Source organism: Pedococcus bigeumensis (genome assembly GCF_039531795.1).
In the GTDB taxonomy this organism is placed as follows: Bacteria; Actinomycetota; Actinomycetes; order Actinomycetales; family Dermatophilaceae; genus Pedococcus; species Pedococcus bigeumensis.
Genome location: NZ_BAAAQS010000003.1, coordinates 960323 through 976946, shown reverse-complemented (window position 1 = coordinate 976946; position 16624 = coordinate 960323). Strand labels below are relative to the sequence as shown.

At 71.1% G+C, this 16624-nt stretch carries 17 protein-coding genes; 3 read left to right on the top strand and 14 right to left on the bottom strand.

Annotation, left to right across the window (positions count from 1 at the left end):
- Positions 1 to 51 precede the first annotated feature (51 nt).
- From ABD262_RS15280 to ABD262_RS15215, 14 genes are all read right to left on the bottom strand, one after another.
- Positions 52 to 2592, bottom strand: coding sequence for an ABC transporter permease (locus tag ABD262_RS15280; RefSeq protein ID WP_344137980.1), 2541 nt, complete (start codon positions 2590 to 2592; stop codon positions 52 to 54).
- Between the two features lie 2 nt (positions 2593 to 2594).
- On the bottom strand, positions 2595 to 3395 hold the full coding sequence (locus ABD262_RS15275; RefSeq protein ID WP_344137977.1) for an ABC transporter ATP-binding protein: 801 nt from the start codon (positions 3393 to 3395) through the stop codon (positions 2595 to 2597).
- A 230-nt stretch (positions 3396 to 3625) separates the two neighbouring features.
- Positions 3626 to 5323 carry an alkaline phosphatase D family protein gene (locus ABD262_RS15270; protein WP_344137974.1) on the bottom strand — a complete coding sequence of 566 codons (1698 nt, stop codon included), beginning with the start codon at positions 5321 to 5323 and terminating at the stop codon, positions 3626 to 3628.
- A gap of 134 nt (positions 5324 to 5457) precedes the next feature.
- Positions 5458 to 7083, bottom strand: coding sequence for a chaperonin GroEL (gene groL, locus ABD262_RS15265; RefSeq protein ID WP_344137971.1), 1626 nt, complete (start codon positions 7081 to 7083; stop codon positions 5458 to 5460).
- 308 nt (positions 7084 to 7391) lie between these two features.
- Positions 7392 to 7832, bottom strand: a complete 441-nt coding sequence (locus tag ABD262_RS15260; RefSeq protein ID WP_344137968.1) for a hypothetical protein — start codon at positions 7830 to 7832, stop codon at positions 7392 to 7394.
- The gene (locus ABD262_RS15255) at positions 7832 to 8878 is read right to left on the bottom strand and encodes a P1 family peptidase (RefSeq protein WP_344137965.1); all 1047 of its coding nucleotides are present in this window, start codon (positions 8876 to 8878) and stop codon (positions 7832 to 7834) included. Before ABD262_RS15255 ends, ABD262_RS15260 begins: the two co-directional genes overlap by 1 nt.
- Complete coding sequence (locus tag ABD262_RS15250) at positions 8878 to 9249, bottom strand: VOC family protein (RefSeq protein ID WP_344137962.1); 372 nt, start codon at positions 9247 to 9249, stop codon at positions 8878 to 8880. The genes ABD262_RS15255 and ABD262_RS15250 overlap by 1 nt, the downstream gene beginning before the upstream one ends.
- Entirely contained in the window at positions 9249 to 9704 is a 456-nt protein-coding gene (locus ABD262_RS15245; RefSeq protein WP_344137959.1) for a GNAT family N-acetyltransferase, read from the bottom strand. Before ABD262_RS15245 ends, ABD262_RS15250 begins: the two co-directional genes overlap by 1 nt.
- A gap of 193 nt (positions 9705 to 9897) precedes the next feature.
- Positions 9898 to 10188: a DUF3263 domain-containing protein gene (locus ABD262_RS15240; protein WP_344137956.1), complete on the bottom strand. Its 291-nt coding sequence runs from the start codon at positions 10186 to 10188 to the stop codon at positions 9898 to 9900.
- Between the two features lie 196 nt (positions 10189 to 10384).
- On the bottom strand, positions 10385 to 11755 hold the full coding sequence (locus ABD262_RS15235) for a pyridoxal phosphate-dependent decarboxylase family protein (RefSeq protein ID WP_344137953.1): 1371 nt from the start codon (positions 11753 to 11755) through the stop codon (positions 10385 to 10387).
- A gap of 41 nt (positions 11756 to 11796) precedes the next feature.
- A complete protein-coding gene (locus tag ABD262_RS15230) occupies positions 11797 to 12453 on the bottom strand; it encodes an HAD family hydrolase (RefSeq protein WP_344137950.1) in 657 nt (218 codons plus the stop codon).
- A gap of 41 nt (positions 12454 to 12494) precedes the next feature.
- Entirely contained in the window at positions 12495 to 12908 is a 414-nt protein-coding gene (locus ABD262_RS15225; RefSeq protein WP_344137947.1) for an arsenate reductase ArsC, read from the bottom strand.
- Complete coding sequence (gene arsB, locus ABD262_RS15220; protein WP_344137944.1) at positions 12905 to 13993, bottom strand: ACR3 family arsenite efflux transporter; 1089 nt, start codon at positions 13991 to 13993, stop codon at positions 12905 to 12907. The genes ABD262_RS15225 and arsB overlap by 4 nt, the downstream gene beginning before the upstream one ends.
- Positions 13990 to 14526, bottom strand: a complete 537-nt coding sequence (locus tag ABD262_RS15215; RefSeq protein WP_344137941.1) for an ArsI/CadI family heavy metal resistance metalloenzyme — start codon at positions 14524 to 14526, stop codon at positions 13990 to 13992. Before ABD262_RS15215 ends, arsB begins: the two co-directional genes overlap by 4 nt.
- A gap of 139 nt (positions 14527 to 14665) precedes the next feature.
- Between ABD262_RS15215 and ABD262_RS15210 the strand changes: the two genes are divergently transcribed.
- The 3 genes from ABD262_RS15210 to ABD262_RS15200 all read left to right on the top strand — a co-directional run bounded on the left by ABD262_RS15210 (position 14666) and on the right by ABD262_RS15200 (position 16616).
- A complete protein-coding gene (locus tag ABD262_RS15210) occupies positions 14666 to 15025 on the top strand; it encodes an ArsR/SmtB family transcription factor (protein WP_425564882.1) in 360 nt (119 codons plus the stop codon).
- Positions 15026 to 15093: 68 nt separating this feature from the next.
- On the top strand, positions 15094 to 15771 hold the full coding sequence (locus ABD262_RS15205; protein WP_344137938.1) for a uracil-DNA glycosylase: 678 nt from the start codon (positions 15094 to 15096) through the stop codon (positions 15769 to 15771).
- 17 nt (positions 15772 to 15788) lie between these two features.
- Complete coding sequence (locus tag ABD262_RS15200) at positions 15789 to 16616, top strand: SGNH/GDSL hydrolase family protein (protein ID WP_344138244.1); 828 nt, start codon at positions 15789 to 15791, stop codon at positions 16614 to 16616.
- Positions 16617 to 16624: the final 8 nt, after the last annotated feature.

Here is a 16624-nt window from a genome sequence, read left to right as displayed (position 1 = left end):
GCGCCTTCCAGCGCCTCCCGGCACTTCCGAGCGCCGCCCAGCGCGTCGCCCCTACTCGGTCGTGATGGCCTTGAGGACGTCGAGCCGGGCGGCCCGTCGCCCGGGCCACAGCGCCGCGAGCACGCCCACGATCCCTGCCAGCACCACGAAGACCGCCAGCTGGCCACCCGGGATCGACAGCACGTCGATCCCGTCGTCGGCGAGGCTGCGCTGCAGCGCCCAGCCGGAGGCCAGGCCGAGCGCGACCCCGAGCACCGCACCGAGCAGCGCGATCGCCACGGACTCCAGCCGCAGCATCGTGCGCAGCTGTCGCCGGCTCAGCCCCACCGCCCTGAGCAGCCCGATCTCCCGGGTCCGCTCGATCACCGACAGCGCGAGGGTGTTGATGATGCCGAGGACGGCGATCACCACGGCCAGCCCGAGGAGCGCGTAGATGATGTAGAGCAGCTGGTCGATCGGAGCCCGCTGCTCGGCGGCGAACTCGTCCTGGTTCTTGAGCGTGACCGAGGGCAGGTCGGCGATGACCTTCTCGATGCCCGCCTCGACCGCCTTGGGGTCGGCCCCCGGGGCGCGGACGACGAACGTGGCGCTGTCCTGCTTCGGCACGCCTGCAGCATCGGCGTCGGCCAGCGTGATGATGATCGAGTTGGGCAGGGCCGCCGTGCTCTTGAAGATCCCCACCACCGTGGCGCTCCCCTTGGTGCCCGAGATGTCGGTGGCGACCTTGCTGCCGACCGACACACCCTCCTTGGTGGCCCGGTCCTCGGAGAGCAGCAGCGTGCCCGGCTTGAGTGCGGCCAGGGAGCCGCTGGTGAAGTCGACCGGGACAGCCTTGCCGAGGGCGACGGGGTCGACGGCGGCCGCGAAGCCCCTGTCGTCGTTGACCGAGACGCCGAGGTAGCGCATCGGGCTGACCACCGCGACGCCGGGGACTGCCGCCACGTCACGGGTGACGGTCGTCGAGAACGGCTGGCCGATCGCGTTGGAGACCACGTAGTCGGCGGCGAAGTTCTCGTTGATCGACTTGTCGACGCTGGCCTTCGCCGAGGCGCCGAACACCGACATCATCGCCACGAGGGTGAGCCCGATCATCAGGGCGGAAGCCGTGGCCGCGGTGCGACGCGGGTTGCGGGTGGCGTTCTGCTCCGCCATCAGCCCCACCGCCCCGAACATCCGGCGGTAGACCAGGCCGAGCAGGTGGATGACCGGCCGGCCCACGACGGGGCTGGTGAGGATCGCGGCCATGACCAGGGCGAAGACGCCCGTGCCCACCCAGTAGGAGGAGTGGTCGATCGGCGTGAACGCCCCGAGGAAGGTGTTCCAGAGCCCGATGACGAACAGGACCGAGCCGATCCAGATGCGCCGGTGCAGGGTCGCCTCCGGGAGGGCGATGTCGTCGCGCATGGCCGCCACCGGGGGCATCTTGCCTGCGCGCCGAGCGGGCAGGTAGGCCGCGAGCATCGTCACGACCATGCCCACGGCATACGCGATGAGGGCGGTGCTCGGCTGGAAGACGAGCGGCGAACCGCTGAGGTCGAGGCCGAAGCGCGCGAAGAGCGCCTGGATGCCGAGGGCGAGCAGGAACCCCGCGCCCAGGCCGATGGTCGACCCGACCAGCCCGACGACGAAGGCCTCGAACAGCACCGACCGGGTCACCTGGCGCCGCCCCGCGCCGAGGGCACGCAGCATCGCGAGCTCACGGCTGCGCTGCGCCACGAGGATCGAGAAGGTGTTGATGATGAGGAAGGACCCCACGAACAGGGCGATCCCGGCGAAGATCAACAGGAAGATGTTGATGAAGGAGAGCGCCTTGTTGATGCCGGTCGCCTGCTCCTTGGCCACGGACGCGCCCGTCACGGCCTCGAAACCCTTCGGCAGCGAGGACTGGATGGACGCGGCGAGGTCCTCGGGACTGGTGCCGTCCTTGGCCGTCACCCACACGTCCGAGAACTCGTCCTTGCCGCCGTAGTAGAGGTCCTGGGCGGTCCTGGTGTCGAAGAAGGCCAGCGTCGCACCGACCGTGCCGCCCTTGAACTCGGCGAGTCCGACGAGGGTGGCGGTGACCTTCGGCTTGGCGCCGCTGGTCACCAGCGTGACGGTGTCGCCCACGGAGTAGTCGGCCCGGCGAGCAGTGCCGGAGTCGAGCACGACCTCACCCGACCTGGTCGGCCAGCGCCCTGTGGAGATCGTGGCCGGCGGCTCGCCGCCGGTGGTGGGTGCGTCGTTCCACGAGAGTCCGAGGCCGGGCGGGCCGCCGCCCCCGATCAGCTTGCCCTTCTTGGACACGACGAAGGTGGTGGGGTCGGTGACGTTGCCGTCGGCACGGGCCACGTCGGGCAGCCCGGCGAGGGTCTGCACGAGGCTGCCGGGCACGGTCTTGGACGTCGGACCGGAGTCGAAGTCACTGCTCGCGGAGTCGGGCCGGACGACGACCTCGCCCACGGTGTTGACGATGCCGTCGAACGCGCGGCTCAGGGTGTCGGTGAAGATGAACGACCCCGACACGAACGAGACGCCGAGGATGATGGCGAAAGCGCTCATGAACAGCCGCAGCTTGCGGCCGAGCAGGCTCTTCCAGCTGGCGCGCAACATGGTCAGGCACCTGCCGGGTCCGGGTGCAGGCGCACGTCGAGGCGCTTCATCCGCTCGAGGATCTTGTCGGCGGTGGGCTCGCGCATCTCGTCGACGACGTGACCATCGGCCAGGAAGACCACGCGGTCGGTGTGCGCCGCGGCGACGGGGTCGTGCGTGACCATGACGATGGTCTGCCCGAACTCGTCGACGCTGCGCCGAAGGAAGCCGAGGACCTCCGCCCCCGACGTGGAGTCGAGGTTGCCCGTGGGCTCGTCGGCGAAGACGATCTCGGGCTTGCTGACGAGGGCGCGCGCGCAGGCGACGCGCTGCTGCTGACCGCCCGAGAGCTCGCTCGGGCGGTGGCTGAGCCGGTCGCGCAGGCCGACGGTGTCGATGACGGTGTCGAACCACGCCGCGTCGGCCTTCCGCCCGGCGATCGCCAGGGGCAGGAGGATGTTCTCCTCCGCGTTGAGCGTCGGGATGAGGTTGAACGACTGGAAGACGAACCCGATCCGGTCGCGGCGCAGGGTGGTCAGGGCCTTGTCCTTGAGACGGGTGATGTCGACGTCGCCGATGTAGACCTCACCGCTGGTCACGGCATCGAGGCCGGCGGCGCAGTGCATCATCGTCGACTTGCCGGAGCCTGACGGACCCATGATCGCGGTGAACTCACTGCGCGCCAGGTCCACGCTGACCCCGTCGAGGGCACGGACCTCGGCCTCACCCTTGCCGTAGACCTTGTGCAGGTTGACGACACGCGCGGCGGCCGCGCGGGTGGTGGACGCCGTGGGGGCGTCGGTGGTCAGGGGTGTCGCAGTCATCTCAGGCTCCCGGCTCATGGTGGATTCCGTTCTCCTCAAAAGTAGGGACGCTGCACCTGCGACGCATTCAGGTTCGACCCTGAGCCCACCCTGAGTGAACCCCCAGTCCACCTACCGACTGTCCACCAAACGGTGGACGACTCGTGAACGTGCCCCGACGCACGAGCGGTGGTTCGGAAGATCCGCGGCGTCAGGGCCCGGCGGATCCTCCGAACGACGGGGCGGTGCGCTCAGCTGATCGCGACGCGTGCCACCTGCCGCAGCTCGGGGTCGTCGTAGCGGTCTCCCCGCACCTCGCCGGCCTCCCAGCGCATCACCAGCCCACGCCCGCGGACCTCGAGGGTGGCGAGGTTGTTGTCGAACCACGGGCCGTGCGTCACGACCCACCGGTATGGCGCGCTGGGCACCTTCTCGGTGCGGCTCACGAGGAACTCCAGGGGCCGGGCCAGCCCCTTGCCGAGGAAGGCCTGCGCGATGCGGACCTGGCGCGGCAGGGGGTTGCGGATGGGCGAGCAGACCGCCTGGAGGATCGTGCTGCTGCCGCCGCCGAGCTGGTCGGGGCCGATCTCGGTGATGTAGGAGTTGTGCACGTCGCCCGACAGGAAGGTGATCGTCCCGGGTGCCTTCCCGCGCTCGCCGTGGGCGACCTGCACCACCATGTCGAGCACCGCGGCGAAGCCCTCCTGGAAGGCGGCCCAGTGCTCGAGGTCGAGGGCGCGCCGCATCTTCTCGCCCCACTTCGCCACCCGCGGGCCCCAGGCCCCGGTGGCCATCGCCTCGTTGATGGCCTCGAGGTCGTGGATGCCCTGCGCGATGAAGAACGGCAGGGAGGTGCCGATGAACAGGTGGTCGACGTCGCCGCGCAGCTGGCCGTCGAGCCAGGCGAGCTCGTCGTCGTCGAGGATCGAGCGCCGCTCCGGCTCCAGGACCCGCGCGGCGCGTGAGTCCACCACGACGAGCCTGGACTCCCCCAGGTCGCGGGCATAGCTCCACCGGTAGGTCTCCGGCTTGGCGTCCACCCGCTCGGCGAGCTCGTCGAGCACCTGCGTCAGGTCGAGCTCACCGCTGGCCCCGGACTCGGCGTGGGCCGCGATCCGCTGCCACACCTCGTCGTCGGCCAGCTCCTCGGGCGAGAGGTTGCCGACGTGCTGGTAGACCCAGTAGGAGGCCAGGCCGCCCACGATCCGCTCGTGCCACCAAGACGTCTGGTTGATCTCACGGTGCCAGCTCTGCGAGGTGTTCCAGTCGTCACGGATGTCGTGGTCGTCGAAGATCATCGCGCTCGGCAGCGTCGACAGCAGCCACCGGTTGAGCGGGTCGGTCCACGCGAGCCAGTAGAGGTGGGAGTACTCCGCGAAGTCCTTGAGCTCCTCGCCCGGCGGCTCGTCGAGGCTGCGACGGGACGCGATGTAGTCACGCATCTGCTCGCTGGTCTCGTCGGCGTAGACCTGGTCCCCGAGGAAGCACAGCAGGTGTGGCCAGTCGCCCTCCTGGCGCTCGGGCCGGCTCAGGTGGTGGGCGTACGCGCGCAGGGCGTCCACGCCGTTGCTCGCGTTGCCCTCGGCGTCGTGCGGCACGCTCGTGCGGCACGAGCCGAAGGCCAGCCGGGTGGGCTCGCTGTGCAGCAGGGTCCTGATCCGGCTGGGCGGCAGGTCGGTGCGCTCGGGCACCGGCTCGGGCCAGACCCGCTCGTCGTCGATGTCCACCTGGTAGGCACTGGCCGACCCCGGCTCGAGGCCGTCGAGCACCACCAGTGCGTAGTGCCGGTCGTGGGCCGCGAAGGTCGGCGCCGACCACTCGCGGTCGAACGCCCGGACCCGGACCACGGCGGCGTCGCGGGTCTGGACCCAGATCGTGGCCGACCGCTCGCCGATGTAGCGGAGCAGCGGCCCCAGGACGAGGGGACCGGGGGGCGGGGAAGTCGGCACGAGGAAGTTCTACACGGCCCACCCCCTGCTTGGGTAACGCCGCTGGGCAGCCGATCCGTTCGGGGGATGGCCGAAGGGCGGCCCACCTCTCGGTGGACCGCCCTTCGGCGTGTGGCGTATGCCGTGCGGCTGGGCTAGAAGCCCATGCCGCCCATCTCGTCGCCACCGGGGGCCATCGGCGCAGCCTTCTCGGGCTTGTCGGCGATGACGGCCTCGGTGGTGAGGAACAGCGCGGCGATCGACGCGGCGTTCTGGAGCGCGGAACGCGTCACCTTGGCCGGGTCGATGATGCCCGCGGCGATGAGGTCGACGTACTCGCCGGTGGCGGCGTTGAGGCCCCACCCGGCATCGAGCGTGCTGACCTTCTCCGTCACGACGCCACCCTCGAGACCGGCGTTGATCGCGATCTGCTTGAGCGGAGCGGAGGCTGCGACGCGAACGATGTTCGCACCGGTGGCCTCGTCACCCTCGAGCTCGAGCTTCTCGAACGCGGCCTTGGTCGCCTGGAGCAGGGCCACGCCACCACCGGCGACGATTCCCTCCTCGACGGCTGCCTTGGCGTTGCGCACGGCGTCCTCGATGCGGTGCTTGCGCTCCTTGAGCTCGACCTCGGTCGCGGCACCGGCCTTGATGACCGCAACGCCGCCGGCCAGCTTGGCCAGGCGCTCCTGCAGCTTCTCGCGGTCGTAGTCGCTGTCCGACTTGTCGATCTCGGCGCGGATCTGGTTGACGCGACCCTGGATCTGGTCGGCGTCGCCAGCACCCTCGACGATGGTCGTCTCGTCCTTGGTGACGACGACCTTGCGGGCCCGGCCGAGCAGGTCGAGCTCAGCCGTGTCGAGCTTCAGGCCGACCTCCTCGGAGATGACCTGGCCACCGGTGAGGATGGCGATGTCGGCCAGCATGGCCTTGCGACGGTCACCGAAGCCGGGGGCCTTGACGGCGACCGACTTGAAGGTGCCGCGGATCTTGTTGACCACGAGCGTCGACAGGGCCTCGCCGTCCACGTCCTCCGAGATGATCAGCAGCGGCTTGCCGGACTGCATGACCTTCTCGAGGAGGGGCAGCAGGTCCTTGATGCCGGAGATCTTGGAGTTGACCACGAGGACGTAGGGGTCCTCGAGGACGGCTTCCATGCGCTCGGTGTCCGTGACGAAGTAGTGACTGATGTAGCCCTTGTCGAAGCGCATGCCCTCGGTGAGCTCGAGCTCGAGGCCGAAGGTGTTGGACTCCTCGACGGTGATGACGCCTTCCTTGCCGACCTTGTCCATGGCCTCGGCGATCATCTCGCCGATCTGGGGGTCAGCAGCGGAGATCGAGGCCGTCGAAGCAATCTGCTCCTTGGTCTCGACGTCCTTGGCCATCTCGAGCAGCTGGGCGGAGACGGCCTCGACGGCCTTCTCGATGCCACGCTTGAGGGCCATCGGGTTGGCGCCTGCGGCGACGTTGCGCAGGCCCTCCTTGACGAGGGCCTGGGCCAGGACGGTGGCGGTGGTCGTGCCGTCGCCGGCGACGTCATCCGTCTTCTTGGCAACTTCCTTGACCAGCTCTGCGCCGATCTTCTCGTACGGGTCGTCGAGCTCGATCTCCTTGGCGATGGACACACCATCGTTGGTGATCGTGGGGGCTCCCCACTTCTTCTCGAGGACGACGTTGCGGCCCTTCGGACCGAGGGTGACGCGCACGGCGTCGGCGAGGATGTTCATTCCCCGCTCGAGACCGCGGCGAGCCTCTTCATCGAAAGCGATGATCTTGGCCATTCGGGTGGTTCCTCCCACGCGAAACGTAAGCGGTGGCCAGCGGGTGCCCGCGACGGACGGCCCGGCTCGCGCGGCTCACGTCGCCGCGTTCCCCGGACCTCACCCAGACTGGCCTGGATTGTCACTCTCAGGGTGAGAGTGCTAACGCCATTATTGGCACTCTCCCCGGGAGAGTGCAAACGTGTCCGCGCCAGGCGAACGGCGATGATCTCCGCGCCGGGGCTCACCGTGACCTCGTCATCGAGCCGGTCGGGCTCGCCTTCGACTCGATGGACCTCGAGGTCCAGCCACCCTGATGCAGCCGCCCGTCACAGGAGCGTGCGCAGCGTGGCGTCGGCCTCCGACTCCACCGGGTCGTCCAGGTCGGCGACGAAGACGGCGTACGCCGTGCGGGCCGGGTTGGCGTCGAGCCCGGCGAGGACCGTGCGCCAGGCCGCGAGGTTGGGGTGGTCGAGGGTGGTGCAGGCCTCGGCGGGGCGCAACGTCTCCACGGCGGCCTCGAGCTGCTGGCGGGACAGGTCGTAGGTCTGCGACCCGTTCGCGTGACCGAGCAGCTTGGCCAGCACCACCGCGGGCAGGGCGTGCCGCCCTCCCGGGGCGTTGACGTGGGGGAACTCCAGCTCAGGTGACGACGACGCCGAGCTGATCCCCACGGCATACGCGACCGGTGGCTCCCACCCGTCGATGGTGGACGCCAGCGCGTCCTTGATCGCAGCGAGTCCTTCGGGCGTGCTCCAGTCGGGCTCCATCACCCCATCCTGACAGCCGACGGGAACGCGTCGCGGTACGACCGCAGGTCGACGGTGCCGTTGGCGACCGACTCGGCAGCCAGCGCCGCGTGGCCCACGGCCCTGGTCACGCAGTCGCCCGCGGCCACCATCAGGGCGTGCAGGGCAGGCAGCTCGGGCGCCGGCCGCTCGCCGGTCGCGAGGGTGAACAGCGTGTCGCCGTCGAGCAGCGTGTGCACCGGGTGGATCGCCCGCGCCAGCCCGTCGTGGCCCAGGCCGCTTACCTTCTGGCACTGCGCCTTGCTGAGGGTGGCGTCCGTGGCGATGACACCGATCACCGTCGCCATCCCCGGGCGCACCGGCTGCCCCTCGTATGCCGCGTCGGCCCGGGCGCGCGCCGCGTCCAGCTCGTCGGCGCTCGGCAGCCCGACGTGGGCGAACTCGTCGCCGAGGCCGTACCGGGCGGCCAGCAGCTCGCCGGTGCGCTCGTCGTGCGGTGCCCCGAACGAGTTGAGGGCCACCAGTGCCGCGACGGTCGTGCCGTCGTCGAGCACCGCACTGGCCGACCCGATCGCCCCCTTGAGCCCGCCGGCCCGTGCGCCCGTGCCGGCGCCCACGCACCCCTGGAGCACGGCGTCGGCGGAGGCCACGGCGAAGGCGTCCACACCGTCTGCGCCGGTCGGGGCGTGCGCGAACTCGCCGCCTCGTCCGAGGTCGAAGAGCACCGCCGCCGGCACGATCGGGACCACCTGCCCGGGCTCCCCCATCGGCCAACCCAGCCCCGCGGCATACAGCTGCTGGACCACGCCGTCGGCGACGGCGAGCCCGAACGCGCTCCCGCCGGTCAGCACCACGGCGTTGACCCGGTCGACGAGGTTGCGGGGGTCGAGCAGGTCGGTCTCGCGCGTGCCGGGTGCGCCGCCCCTGACGTCCACCCCGGCCACGGCGCCTGCGTCGGGAGCCACCACCACGGTGCACCCGGTCAGCCAGCCCTCCTCGCGACGGGTGGCGTGGCCGACCCGCAACCCGTGGACATCGGTCAGGGAGTTCGTCGAGCCGGGACGCATCACTCTGGACGGGCGTCGATGACGCAGAACCGGTTGCCCTCTGGGTCCTCGAGCACCTCGAAGTCGCGCTCACCCTCGGGGTACTGCCAGTCCTGGACACGCTGGGCACCCAACCCCACGAGCCGTTCGATCTCGGCCTCCTGGTCGTGGGCGTAGAGGTCGAGGTGGATGTGGGGGTGCAGCAGCGGTCGGGTGTCGCCCAGGTTGAGGGAGAGGTTGGGCCCGACGCCGTCGCGGGGGCTCAGGATCACCCAGTCGGGCTCGGGCTCGTAGCGCGGCTGGTAGTCGAGGGCGGCCGCCCAGAAGGCCATCGCGCGGGGGACGTCGCGGACGTTGACGACGATCGACCCGATCTTGAACCCGGCTCCCATCACAGCTCCATCCGGTAGGCGCGGGCGTCGGCGACGAAACCGACCCGCTCGACCATCGCCGTCGTGTGGGTGCCCGCCGAGATCGTGACCGCCCGCAGCCCGGAGTCGCGGGCCCAGCCGACGGCTGCGGCGAGCAGCACCTCCCCGGCACCGATGCCACGGTGCTCCGGGCGGACGAAGAAGGTGTCGACCACCAGCTCGGCGCCGGCTCCGGGGACCCGGCCCGGCCAGGGCAACGGCTCGACCACCAGGCCCTGGAGGTAGCCGGCGTGGTCGTCGCCGGCCTCGGCGATCCAGACCGGGCGGACCTTCTGGCTCGCCGACCACGCACGGGCGAACCGGTCGAGGAAGCCGACCTCGCCCTGGCCCCCGCGGTGACGGGCGCACTGCAGCGTCAGGGCCGCCACGACGAGCGCGTCATCGGGACCAGCCAACCGGGTTCGCACTCCGCCCACGCCAGAAGTGAACCACGCGGGAGCAGGGCAGGACACCGGATCGGAGCCGTGGGCCCCCGGGTGGGGCTCCGCGGGCGCCCGGGTGGACACCGCGGGTCCCGGACCCCGTGGGCTCCTTGAGTGGGCCGCGCCCGGACGCAACAACGCCCGTACAGTCGCTTCTGCACGGGCGTTGGTGAACCAGGGGGCTCGGTCAGAGCTGGATGCCCAACCGGCGGGCACTGCGGGCGCGCTGGCGCGAGGCGCGCAGCCGGCGGAGGCGCTTGATGAGCATCGGGTCGGCCTCGAGGGCGGCCTGCGAGTCGATGAGCGCGTTGAGCACCTGGTAGTAGCGGGTGGCGCTCATGTCGAACAGCTCGCGGATCGCCTGCTCCTTGGCACCGGCGTACTTCCACCACTGGCGCTCGAAGGCGATGATCTCGCGGTCACGATCGCTCAGCTCCGTGGTGACGCTGACCTGACCCTGCTCGTGTGCGAAGTTCAACTCTCGACCATTCCTTGGATGAGACACAGGCGTGCCTGCTGTGCAGACGTGACGAGCGGACGTGTCGTCCGTGCGTGCAAGGGCAACTATACGGAGCGAATCACACGCTTGTCATTCCACTCGCGAACTCTGCGGCGACGGGTCTCGACGGGTTTGGTCACACCCGTCCCACTCGCCCCACCAGGCGATTCGCGCCTCAGGCCATGGTGTCGAGGATGGCCGTGATGTCGTCCTCGGAGGTCCGCGGGTTGACGATCGCGAACCGCGTCAGGGTCTCGCCGAGGTGGGAGGTGGGGACGACGAACGCGAACTGGTCGGCGAGCATCCGGTCGGACCACTCCTGGTACTCGGCGGCGGTCCAGCCGACCCGGCGGAAGACCACCACCGACAGGTCGGGCTCGCGGACCACCTCGAGGTAGTCGCGGCGGGCGATCTCCTCGGCGGCGAACCGGGTGACCTCGAGCGTCCGCTCGACGGCGTCGCGGTAGGCGCCCGTGCCGTGGGTGGCCAGCGAGAACCAGAACGGCAGGCCACGGGCTCGGCGGGTCAGCCCCACCGAGTAGTCAGTGGGGTTCCAGTCGGGCTTGTCGGTCAGCACGTCGAGGTAGGAGGCGTGCTGGGTGTGCGCGGCACGGGCCAGCGCCGGCTCACGGTAGATCAGCGCGCAGCAGTCGAACGGCGCGAACAGCCACTTGTGCGGGTCGACGATGAACGAGTCGCAGTGCTCGATGCCGGCGTAGAGGTGCCGCACCGACGGAGCCGCCAGACCAGCGCCGCCGTAGGCACCGTCGACGTGGAACCAGATCCCGAACTCACGGCAGACCTCGGCCACCGAGGCGAGGTCGTCGACGATCCCGAAGTTGGTGGTGCCGCTGGTCGCCGCCACGGCGAAGAACGTCTCGGGGCCGTGCGCCAGCAGGACCTCGCGCAGGGCCGCACCGCTGAGCCGGCCGCGGTCGTCGACCTCGACACCGACCAGCTCGGCGTCCATGACGTCACAGGCCGACTGGATCGAGGAGTGTGCGCCGTGCGTGGCGGCGACCCGCCAGGGCCGCGCACCGGTCCCGGTGCGCGACTCGTGCGCGGCCTTCATGCGGGCCGTGTGGCGGGCCGCGACGAGGGCGGAGAGGTTGCCGATCGTGCCGCCGGGCACGAAGACGCCGCCGGCCTCGGGGGGCAGGCCGACCAGGTCGGCGATCCAGCGCAGGGCCTGGTTCTCGGCGAACACCGCGCCGGCACCCTCGAGCCACGAGCCGCCGTAGATCGACGACGCCCCGACCACGAGGTCGAACATCGCCGCGGCCTCGGTCGGGGCGCACGGGATGAAGGAGAGGTAACGCGGGTGGTCGGTGGAGATGCAGGCCTGGGCGAGGTGCTCCTCGAAGAGCTTGAGCGCCTCGAGGCCGCCGATGCCGTCGACCGTGATGGTCTGGCCGGCCTTCGCGTCGAGCTCGGCGAGCGTCTGCGGCCCGTCGAGCGGGACCGGGTCGAGCTTCAGGCGGTCGGCGGAGTAGGCGAGGATCGCGTCGCCGAGGGCCTCGAGGTTTGCGTCGCTGTAGCCGTGCACGCGGCGAGTCTAGGGGCGCAACCTGCTGCCGGGTGCAAGCCTCAGCCGGCCGCCGGCCCGAACAGTGCCGTGCGCAACGCGTCGACGTCTGCGACGAGGGCATCCGGACCCGTCGCGGCCAGGGCGGGCTGGAGACCGGCACCCCAGGTGACGGCCACCGCGCTCATGCCCGCCGCGCGGGCGGCTTCGACGTCGACGGTCGCGTCACCGACGTAGACGCAGTGGTGCGGCGGGGCACCGAGCTGCTCCGCGGCATACAGGAGCGGCGCGGGGTGCGGCTTGTGGAGGGTGGTCTCCTCCTGCCCGGCCAGGACGTCGATGCGGGCCTCGAGCCCGACGGCGCGCAACCCGAGGCGCACGGTCTCGCCCTTCTTGCTCGAGACCACACCGGTGCGCGCGCCCGCGGCGTGCAGGTCGTCGAGCAGCTGGGGCACCCCGTCGACGGTGCGGATCAGCTCGTCGTGGTTGGCGAGGTTCCACGTGCGGTAGACGTGGGTGAGCTCCGCGCCGCGACCGGGGTAGCGCTCCTCGAGCACGGGCTGCAGGGGGCGGCCGATCCACGAGCGGACCTCGTCCTCGGGCGCCACCTCACCCAGGACCGAGCCGAGCGCGTGGTGGTACGACGCGACGATGAGGGGGATGGTGTCGGCGAGGGTGCCGTCGAAGTCGAACAGGACGACGGGCCAGCGTGGAGTCACCACTCGAGGCTAACGACTGCTCCCGCCGTGGACGGCGGCGGTCAGGCCCGCGGTGTCACGCCCAGCTCGCGGAGCAGGACCTCGACGCGCGCGCGGATCTCGTCCCTGATCGGGCGGACCGCCTCGACACCCTGACCGGCCGGGTCGTCGAGCACCCAGTCCTCGTAGCGCTTGCCGGGGAAGTAGGGACAGGTGTCGCCACACCCCATCGTGACGACCACGTCGGAGGACTCGACCGCTTCGGTGGTGAGCACCTTCGGGGTCTCGGCGGCGATGTCGATGCCCTCCTCGGCCATCGCGGCGACGGCTGCCGGGTTGACCTCGTCGGCCGGCTGGCTCCCGGCGGACCGCACCTCCACGGCGCCCCCGCCGAGGTGTGCGAGGTATGCCGCGGCCATCTGCGAGCGCCCGGCGTTGTGGACACAGACGAACAGGACGGAAGGCTTGTCGCTCATGGGTTCTCGCTTTCGAGGGTGGGGAAGTGGGAACGCAGCGCGAGGCTGACGTAGACCAGCGCGACCAGGACCGGGACCTCGATCAGCGGGCCGACGACCCCCGCGAGGGCCTGCCCCGAGGTGGCACCGAAGGTGGCGATGGCGACCGCGATGGCCAGCTCGAAGTTGTTGCCGGCCGCTGTGAAGGCGAGGGTCGTGGTGCGCGCGTAGGACATGCCCAGGACGCGACCGAGGACGAAGCCGGCGCCCCACATCAGCGCGAAGTACGCGAGCAGGGGAAGGGCGATCCTGGCCACGTCGAGGGGTCGGCTGGTGATCTGCCTCCCCTGCAGCGCGAACAGGATGACGATCGTGAAGAGCAGGCCGTAGAGCGCCCAGGGGCCCACTCGTGGCAGGAAGCGCTGCTCATACCAGTCCCGCCCGCGCCGGGACTCACCGACACGTCGCGACAGGTAGCCGAGCAGCAGGGGGACGCCGAGGAACACCACGACCGAGGTGGCGATCTGCCACGGCGAGACGTCGAGCCCGGACTGCTGGAGGCCGAGCCACCCCGGCAGGACGGACAGGTAGAACCAGCCGAGGCCGGCGAAGGCGACGACCTGGAAGGCCGAGTTGAGCGCAACGAGCACTGCGGCCGCCTCGCGGTCACCGCAGGCGAGGTCGTTCCAGATGATCACCATGGCGATGCAGCGGGCCAGCCCCACGATGATCAGGCCGGTCCGGTAGGCGGGGAGGTCGGGCAGCAGGAGCCAGGCCAGGGTGAACATCAGGGCCGGGCCGACGAGCCAGTTGAGGACCAGGCTCGAGACGAGCATCCGCCGGTCTCCGGTCACCGTGTCGAGGCGGTCGTAACGGACCTTGGCCAGGACCGGGTACATCATCACGAGCAGCCCGACGGCGATGGGCAGGGAGACTCCGTCGACCTCGACGGAGGACAGCACCTCGCCCAGTCCGGGCACTAGCCGCCCCAGCAGCAGGCCGGCCACCATGGCCAGACCGATCCAGGCCGGGAGGAACCGGTCGAGGGTCGACAGCTTCGCGACGACGTGCGGCGGTGCCGTGGTCGGGTGGCTGGGGAGCGTCACGCGCAGCAGGGCTCCTGCTGGGCGGGCGCGGCCGCAGGCTCGTCGGCGCGATCGGCCGACGACGCGCCGGCGGGGGCAGTCGTGCAGCAGCCGCCGTCGTTCGTGCCTGCCACGAGCGGGAGGCTGGCGGTGGCCGGCCGTCCGTCGGCGGGGTCGTCGTCCTTGACGGTGTAGACCTCCCAGGGCGCACCAGCCGGGTCGTGCACCCAGACCTTGTCCTGCAGGGCGTAGCAGCAGGTCGTGTCCCGCTCGTCGAACGCGGCCAGCCCGGCCTCGCGGAGCCGGGCTGCCCCGGCGTCCACGTCGGCGCTGCTGTCCACCTCGATGCCGAGGTGGTTGAGCGCCTGGGCCGTGCCCTCGCCGCGCTGGTCGGCTGGGACCTCGATGAGCACCAGCTTCAGCGGCGGCTCCGCGATGGCGAAGTTGGCGTAGCCGGGCCGGCGCTTGTGCGGCGGAGTGCCGAACAGGGTCGAGTAGAACTCGACCGAGCGCTCGAGGTCGGCGACGTTGAGTGCGAGCTGGACACGCGACATGGTGCTCTCCCTGGGTTGCCTCTGACCGGTTCCTCGTCGACGAGTGCATCGACTATGGTCTATGCAGGAAGTGAACCGGCTGCATCGACGTTTGTCAATATTGAGTAGCCCTCTGTCCATGCGCACCCCAGGAGGACCCGTGCCCCAGCTGATCGCCACCCTGCGCGACACCCCCGCGGCCGACGGCGGGGTCTGCTGCGGCACGCTGACGACCGACGAGGCGATGGGTCGCGAGCAGGCCGAGGCGACCGCCCAGCTGCTCAAGGCGGTCGCCGACCCCGTGCGGCTCCAGCTGTTGTCGCTGATCCGGTCGTCGAAGGGCCACGAGGCCTGCGTCTGCGACCTCACCCCGGCAGTCGGGCTCAGCCAGCCGACCGTGAGCCACCACCTCAAGGTGCTGACCGAGGCGGGACTGCTGACCCGGGAGCGACGCGGCACCTGGGCGTGGTTCCAGCTGGTGCCCGCCCGGCTCGACGACCTGGCCGCGATCTTCCGCTGAGCCGTGGCGCGGACGTCGCCCGCGGGGCCCGCTGAGCCCGGGCGCCTGCGCCGGGCTAGTTTCTGGGTATGCCGCCCACTGCCCTGACCGAGCTCGTCCACCCCTCGTGGGCGGCCGCCTTGGCACCGGTGGCCGACACCGTCGCGCAGCTCGGCGAGTTCCTGCGCGGGGAGGTCGCCGCCGGACGTGGCTACCTGCCCGCAGGCAGGCACGTGCTGCGGGCGTTCGAGCGCCCGCTCGACGACGTGCGGGTGCTGATCGTCGGACAGGACCCCTACCCCACCCCCGGCCACGCCGTCGGGTTGTCCTTCTCCGTGGCACCCGACGTGCGGCCCGTCCCCCGGTCGCTGGTCAACATCTACACCGAGCTCGAGAGCGACCTCGGGCTTCCCCGCCCCGCCTCGGGCGACCTGTCCCCCTGGGCCGACCAGGGCGTGCTGTTGCTCAACCGGGTGCTCACCGTCGCCCCCGGCAAGCCCGCCAGCCATCGCGGCAAGGGGTGGGAGTCCGTCACGGCGGCCGCCATCACGGCCCTGGTCGAGCGCGGCGGGCCGCTCGTGGCGATCCTGTGGGGCAGGGACGCGAGGAACCTCGTGCCCCACCTGCCCGGCATACCGGCCGTCGAGAGCGCACACCCCTCCCCCCTGTCGGCGCACTCGGGCTTCTTCGGGAGCAAGCCGTTCAGCCGCGCCAACGACCTCCTCGCCCAGCAGGGCGCCGCACCGATCGACTGGAGCCTGCCGTGACCGACACCCCCGAAGCCGTGCCCGCGGACGACAACCAGACCCACCTACCCGAGCGCGGGAAGGTCTGGCACCGCTACGTCGCGATCGGCGACTCGTTCACGGAGGGGATGTCCGACCCCGACCCGACCCGCGCCAACTCCTACGTCGGCTGGGCCGACCGGCTCGCCTCCCACCTCGCGACGATCGCCCACCGTGAGGGCGGCGACTTCGCCTACGCCAACCTCGCCGTGCGTGGCCGCCTGCTCGCCGACGTGATCGGCCCCCAGCTCGACGCCGCGATCGAGCTCGGCCCCGACCTCGTCTCAATGGTCGGCGGCGGCAACGACATCCTGCGACCGAAGGCGGACCTCGACGCCATCGCCGCCCGGCTCGAGGCGGCCGTCGCGCGGCTGCGCGAGTCGGGGGCGGATGTACTCCTCGCGACACCGACCGACCCCGTCGGGGCGCCCCTGCTCAAGCACCTGCGGGGCCGGCACGCGATCCACTCGGCCAACATCTTCAGCATCGCCCAGCAGCACGGCGCCTACGTCATCAACCAGTGGGGCATGAAGGCCCTGCAGGACTTCCGCCTGTGGGCCGACGACCGGATCCACATGACCACCGAGGGTCACCGCCGGGTCGCCCTCAACGCGTTGTCGGCGCTGGGCCACGACACCGACCGGGCGGACTGGTCGACCCCCCTCCCGCCGCAGCCTCCCCAGGCGCGGCGCGAGTCGGCCGCCGCGAACGCCGAGTGGGCCAGGACCCACCTGGCCCCGTGGGTGCAGCGGCGGCTCCGAGGCGAGTCGTCCGGCGACACCGTGCAGGCCAAGCGCCCCGAGCTCACCCCCGTCGACCCCGCCTGACCTGCGGG

What these genes read in the sequence shown, in the direction of transcription:
- groL (WP_344137971.1), bottom strand. Translation starts at nt 7,083, where the DNA reads ATGGCCAAGATCATCGCTTTCGATGAAGAGGCTCGCCGCGGTCTCGAG.
- ABD262_RS15280 (WP_344137980.1), bottom strand. Translation starts at nt 2,592, where the DNA reads ATGTTGCGCGCCAGCTGGAAGAGCCTGCTCGGCCGCAAGCTGCGGCTG.
- ABD262_RS15250 (WP_344137962.1), bottom strand. Translation starts at nt 9,249, where the DNA reads ATGGGAGCCGGGTTCAAGATCGGGTCGATCGTCGTCAACGTCCGCGAC.
- ABD262_RS15275 (WP_344137977.1), bottom strand. Translation starts at nt 3,395, where the DNA reads ATGACTGCGACACCCCTGACCACCGACGCCCCCACGGCGTCCACCACC.
- ABD262_RS15255 (WP_344137965.1), bottom strand. Translation starts at nt 8,878, where the DNA reads ATGCGTCCCGGCTCGACGAACTCCCTGACCGATGTCCACGGGTTGCGG.
- ABD262_RS15225 (WP_344137947.1), bottom strand. Translation starts at nt 12,908, where the DNA reads ATGAGCGACAAGCCTTCCGTCCTGTTCGTCTGTGTCCACAACGCCGGG.
- ABD262_RS15260 (WP_344137968.1), bottom strand. Translation starts at nt 7,832, where the DNA reads ATGGAGCCCGACTGGAGCACGCCCGAAGGACTCGCTGCGATCAAGGAC.
- ABD262_RS15215 (WP_344137941.1), bottom strand. Translation starts at nt 14,526, where the DNA reads ATGTCGCGTGTCCAGCTCGCACTCAACGTCGCCGACCTCGAGCGCTCG.
- ABD262_RS15205 (WP_344137938.1), top strand. Translation starts at nt 15,094, where the DNA reads ATGCCGCCCACTGCCCTGACCGAGCTCGTCCACCCCTCGTGGGCGGCC.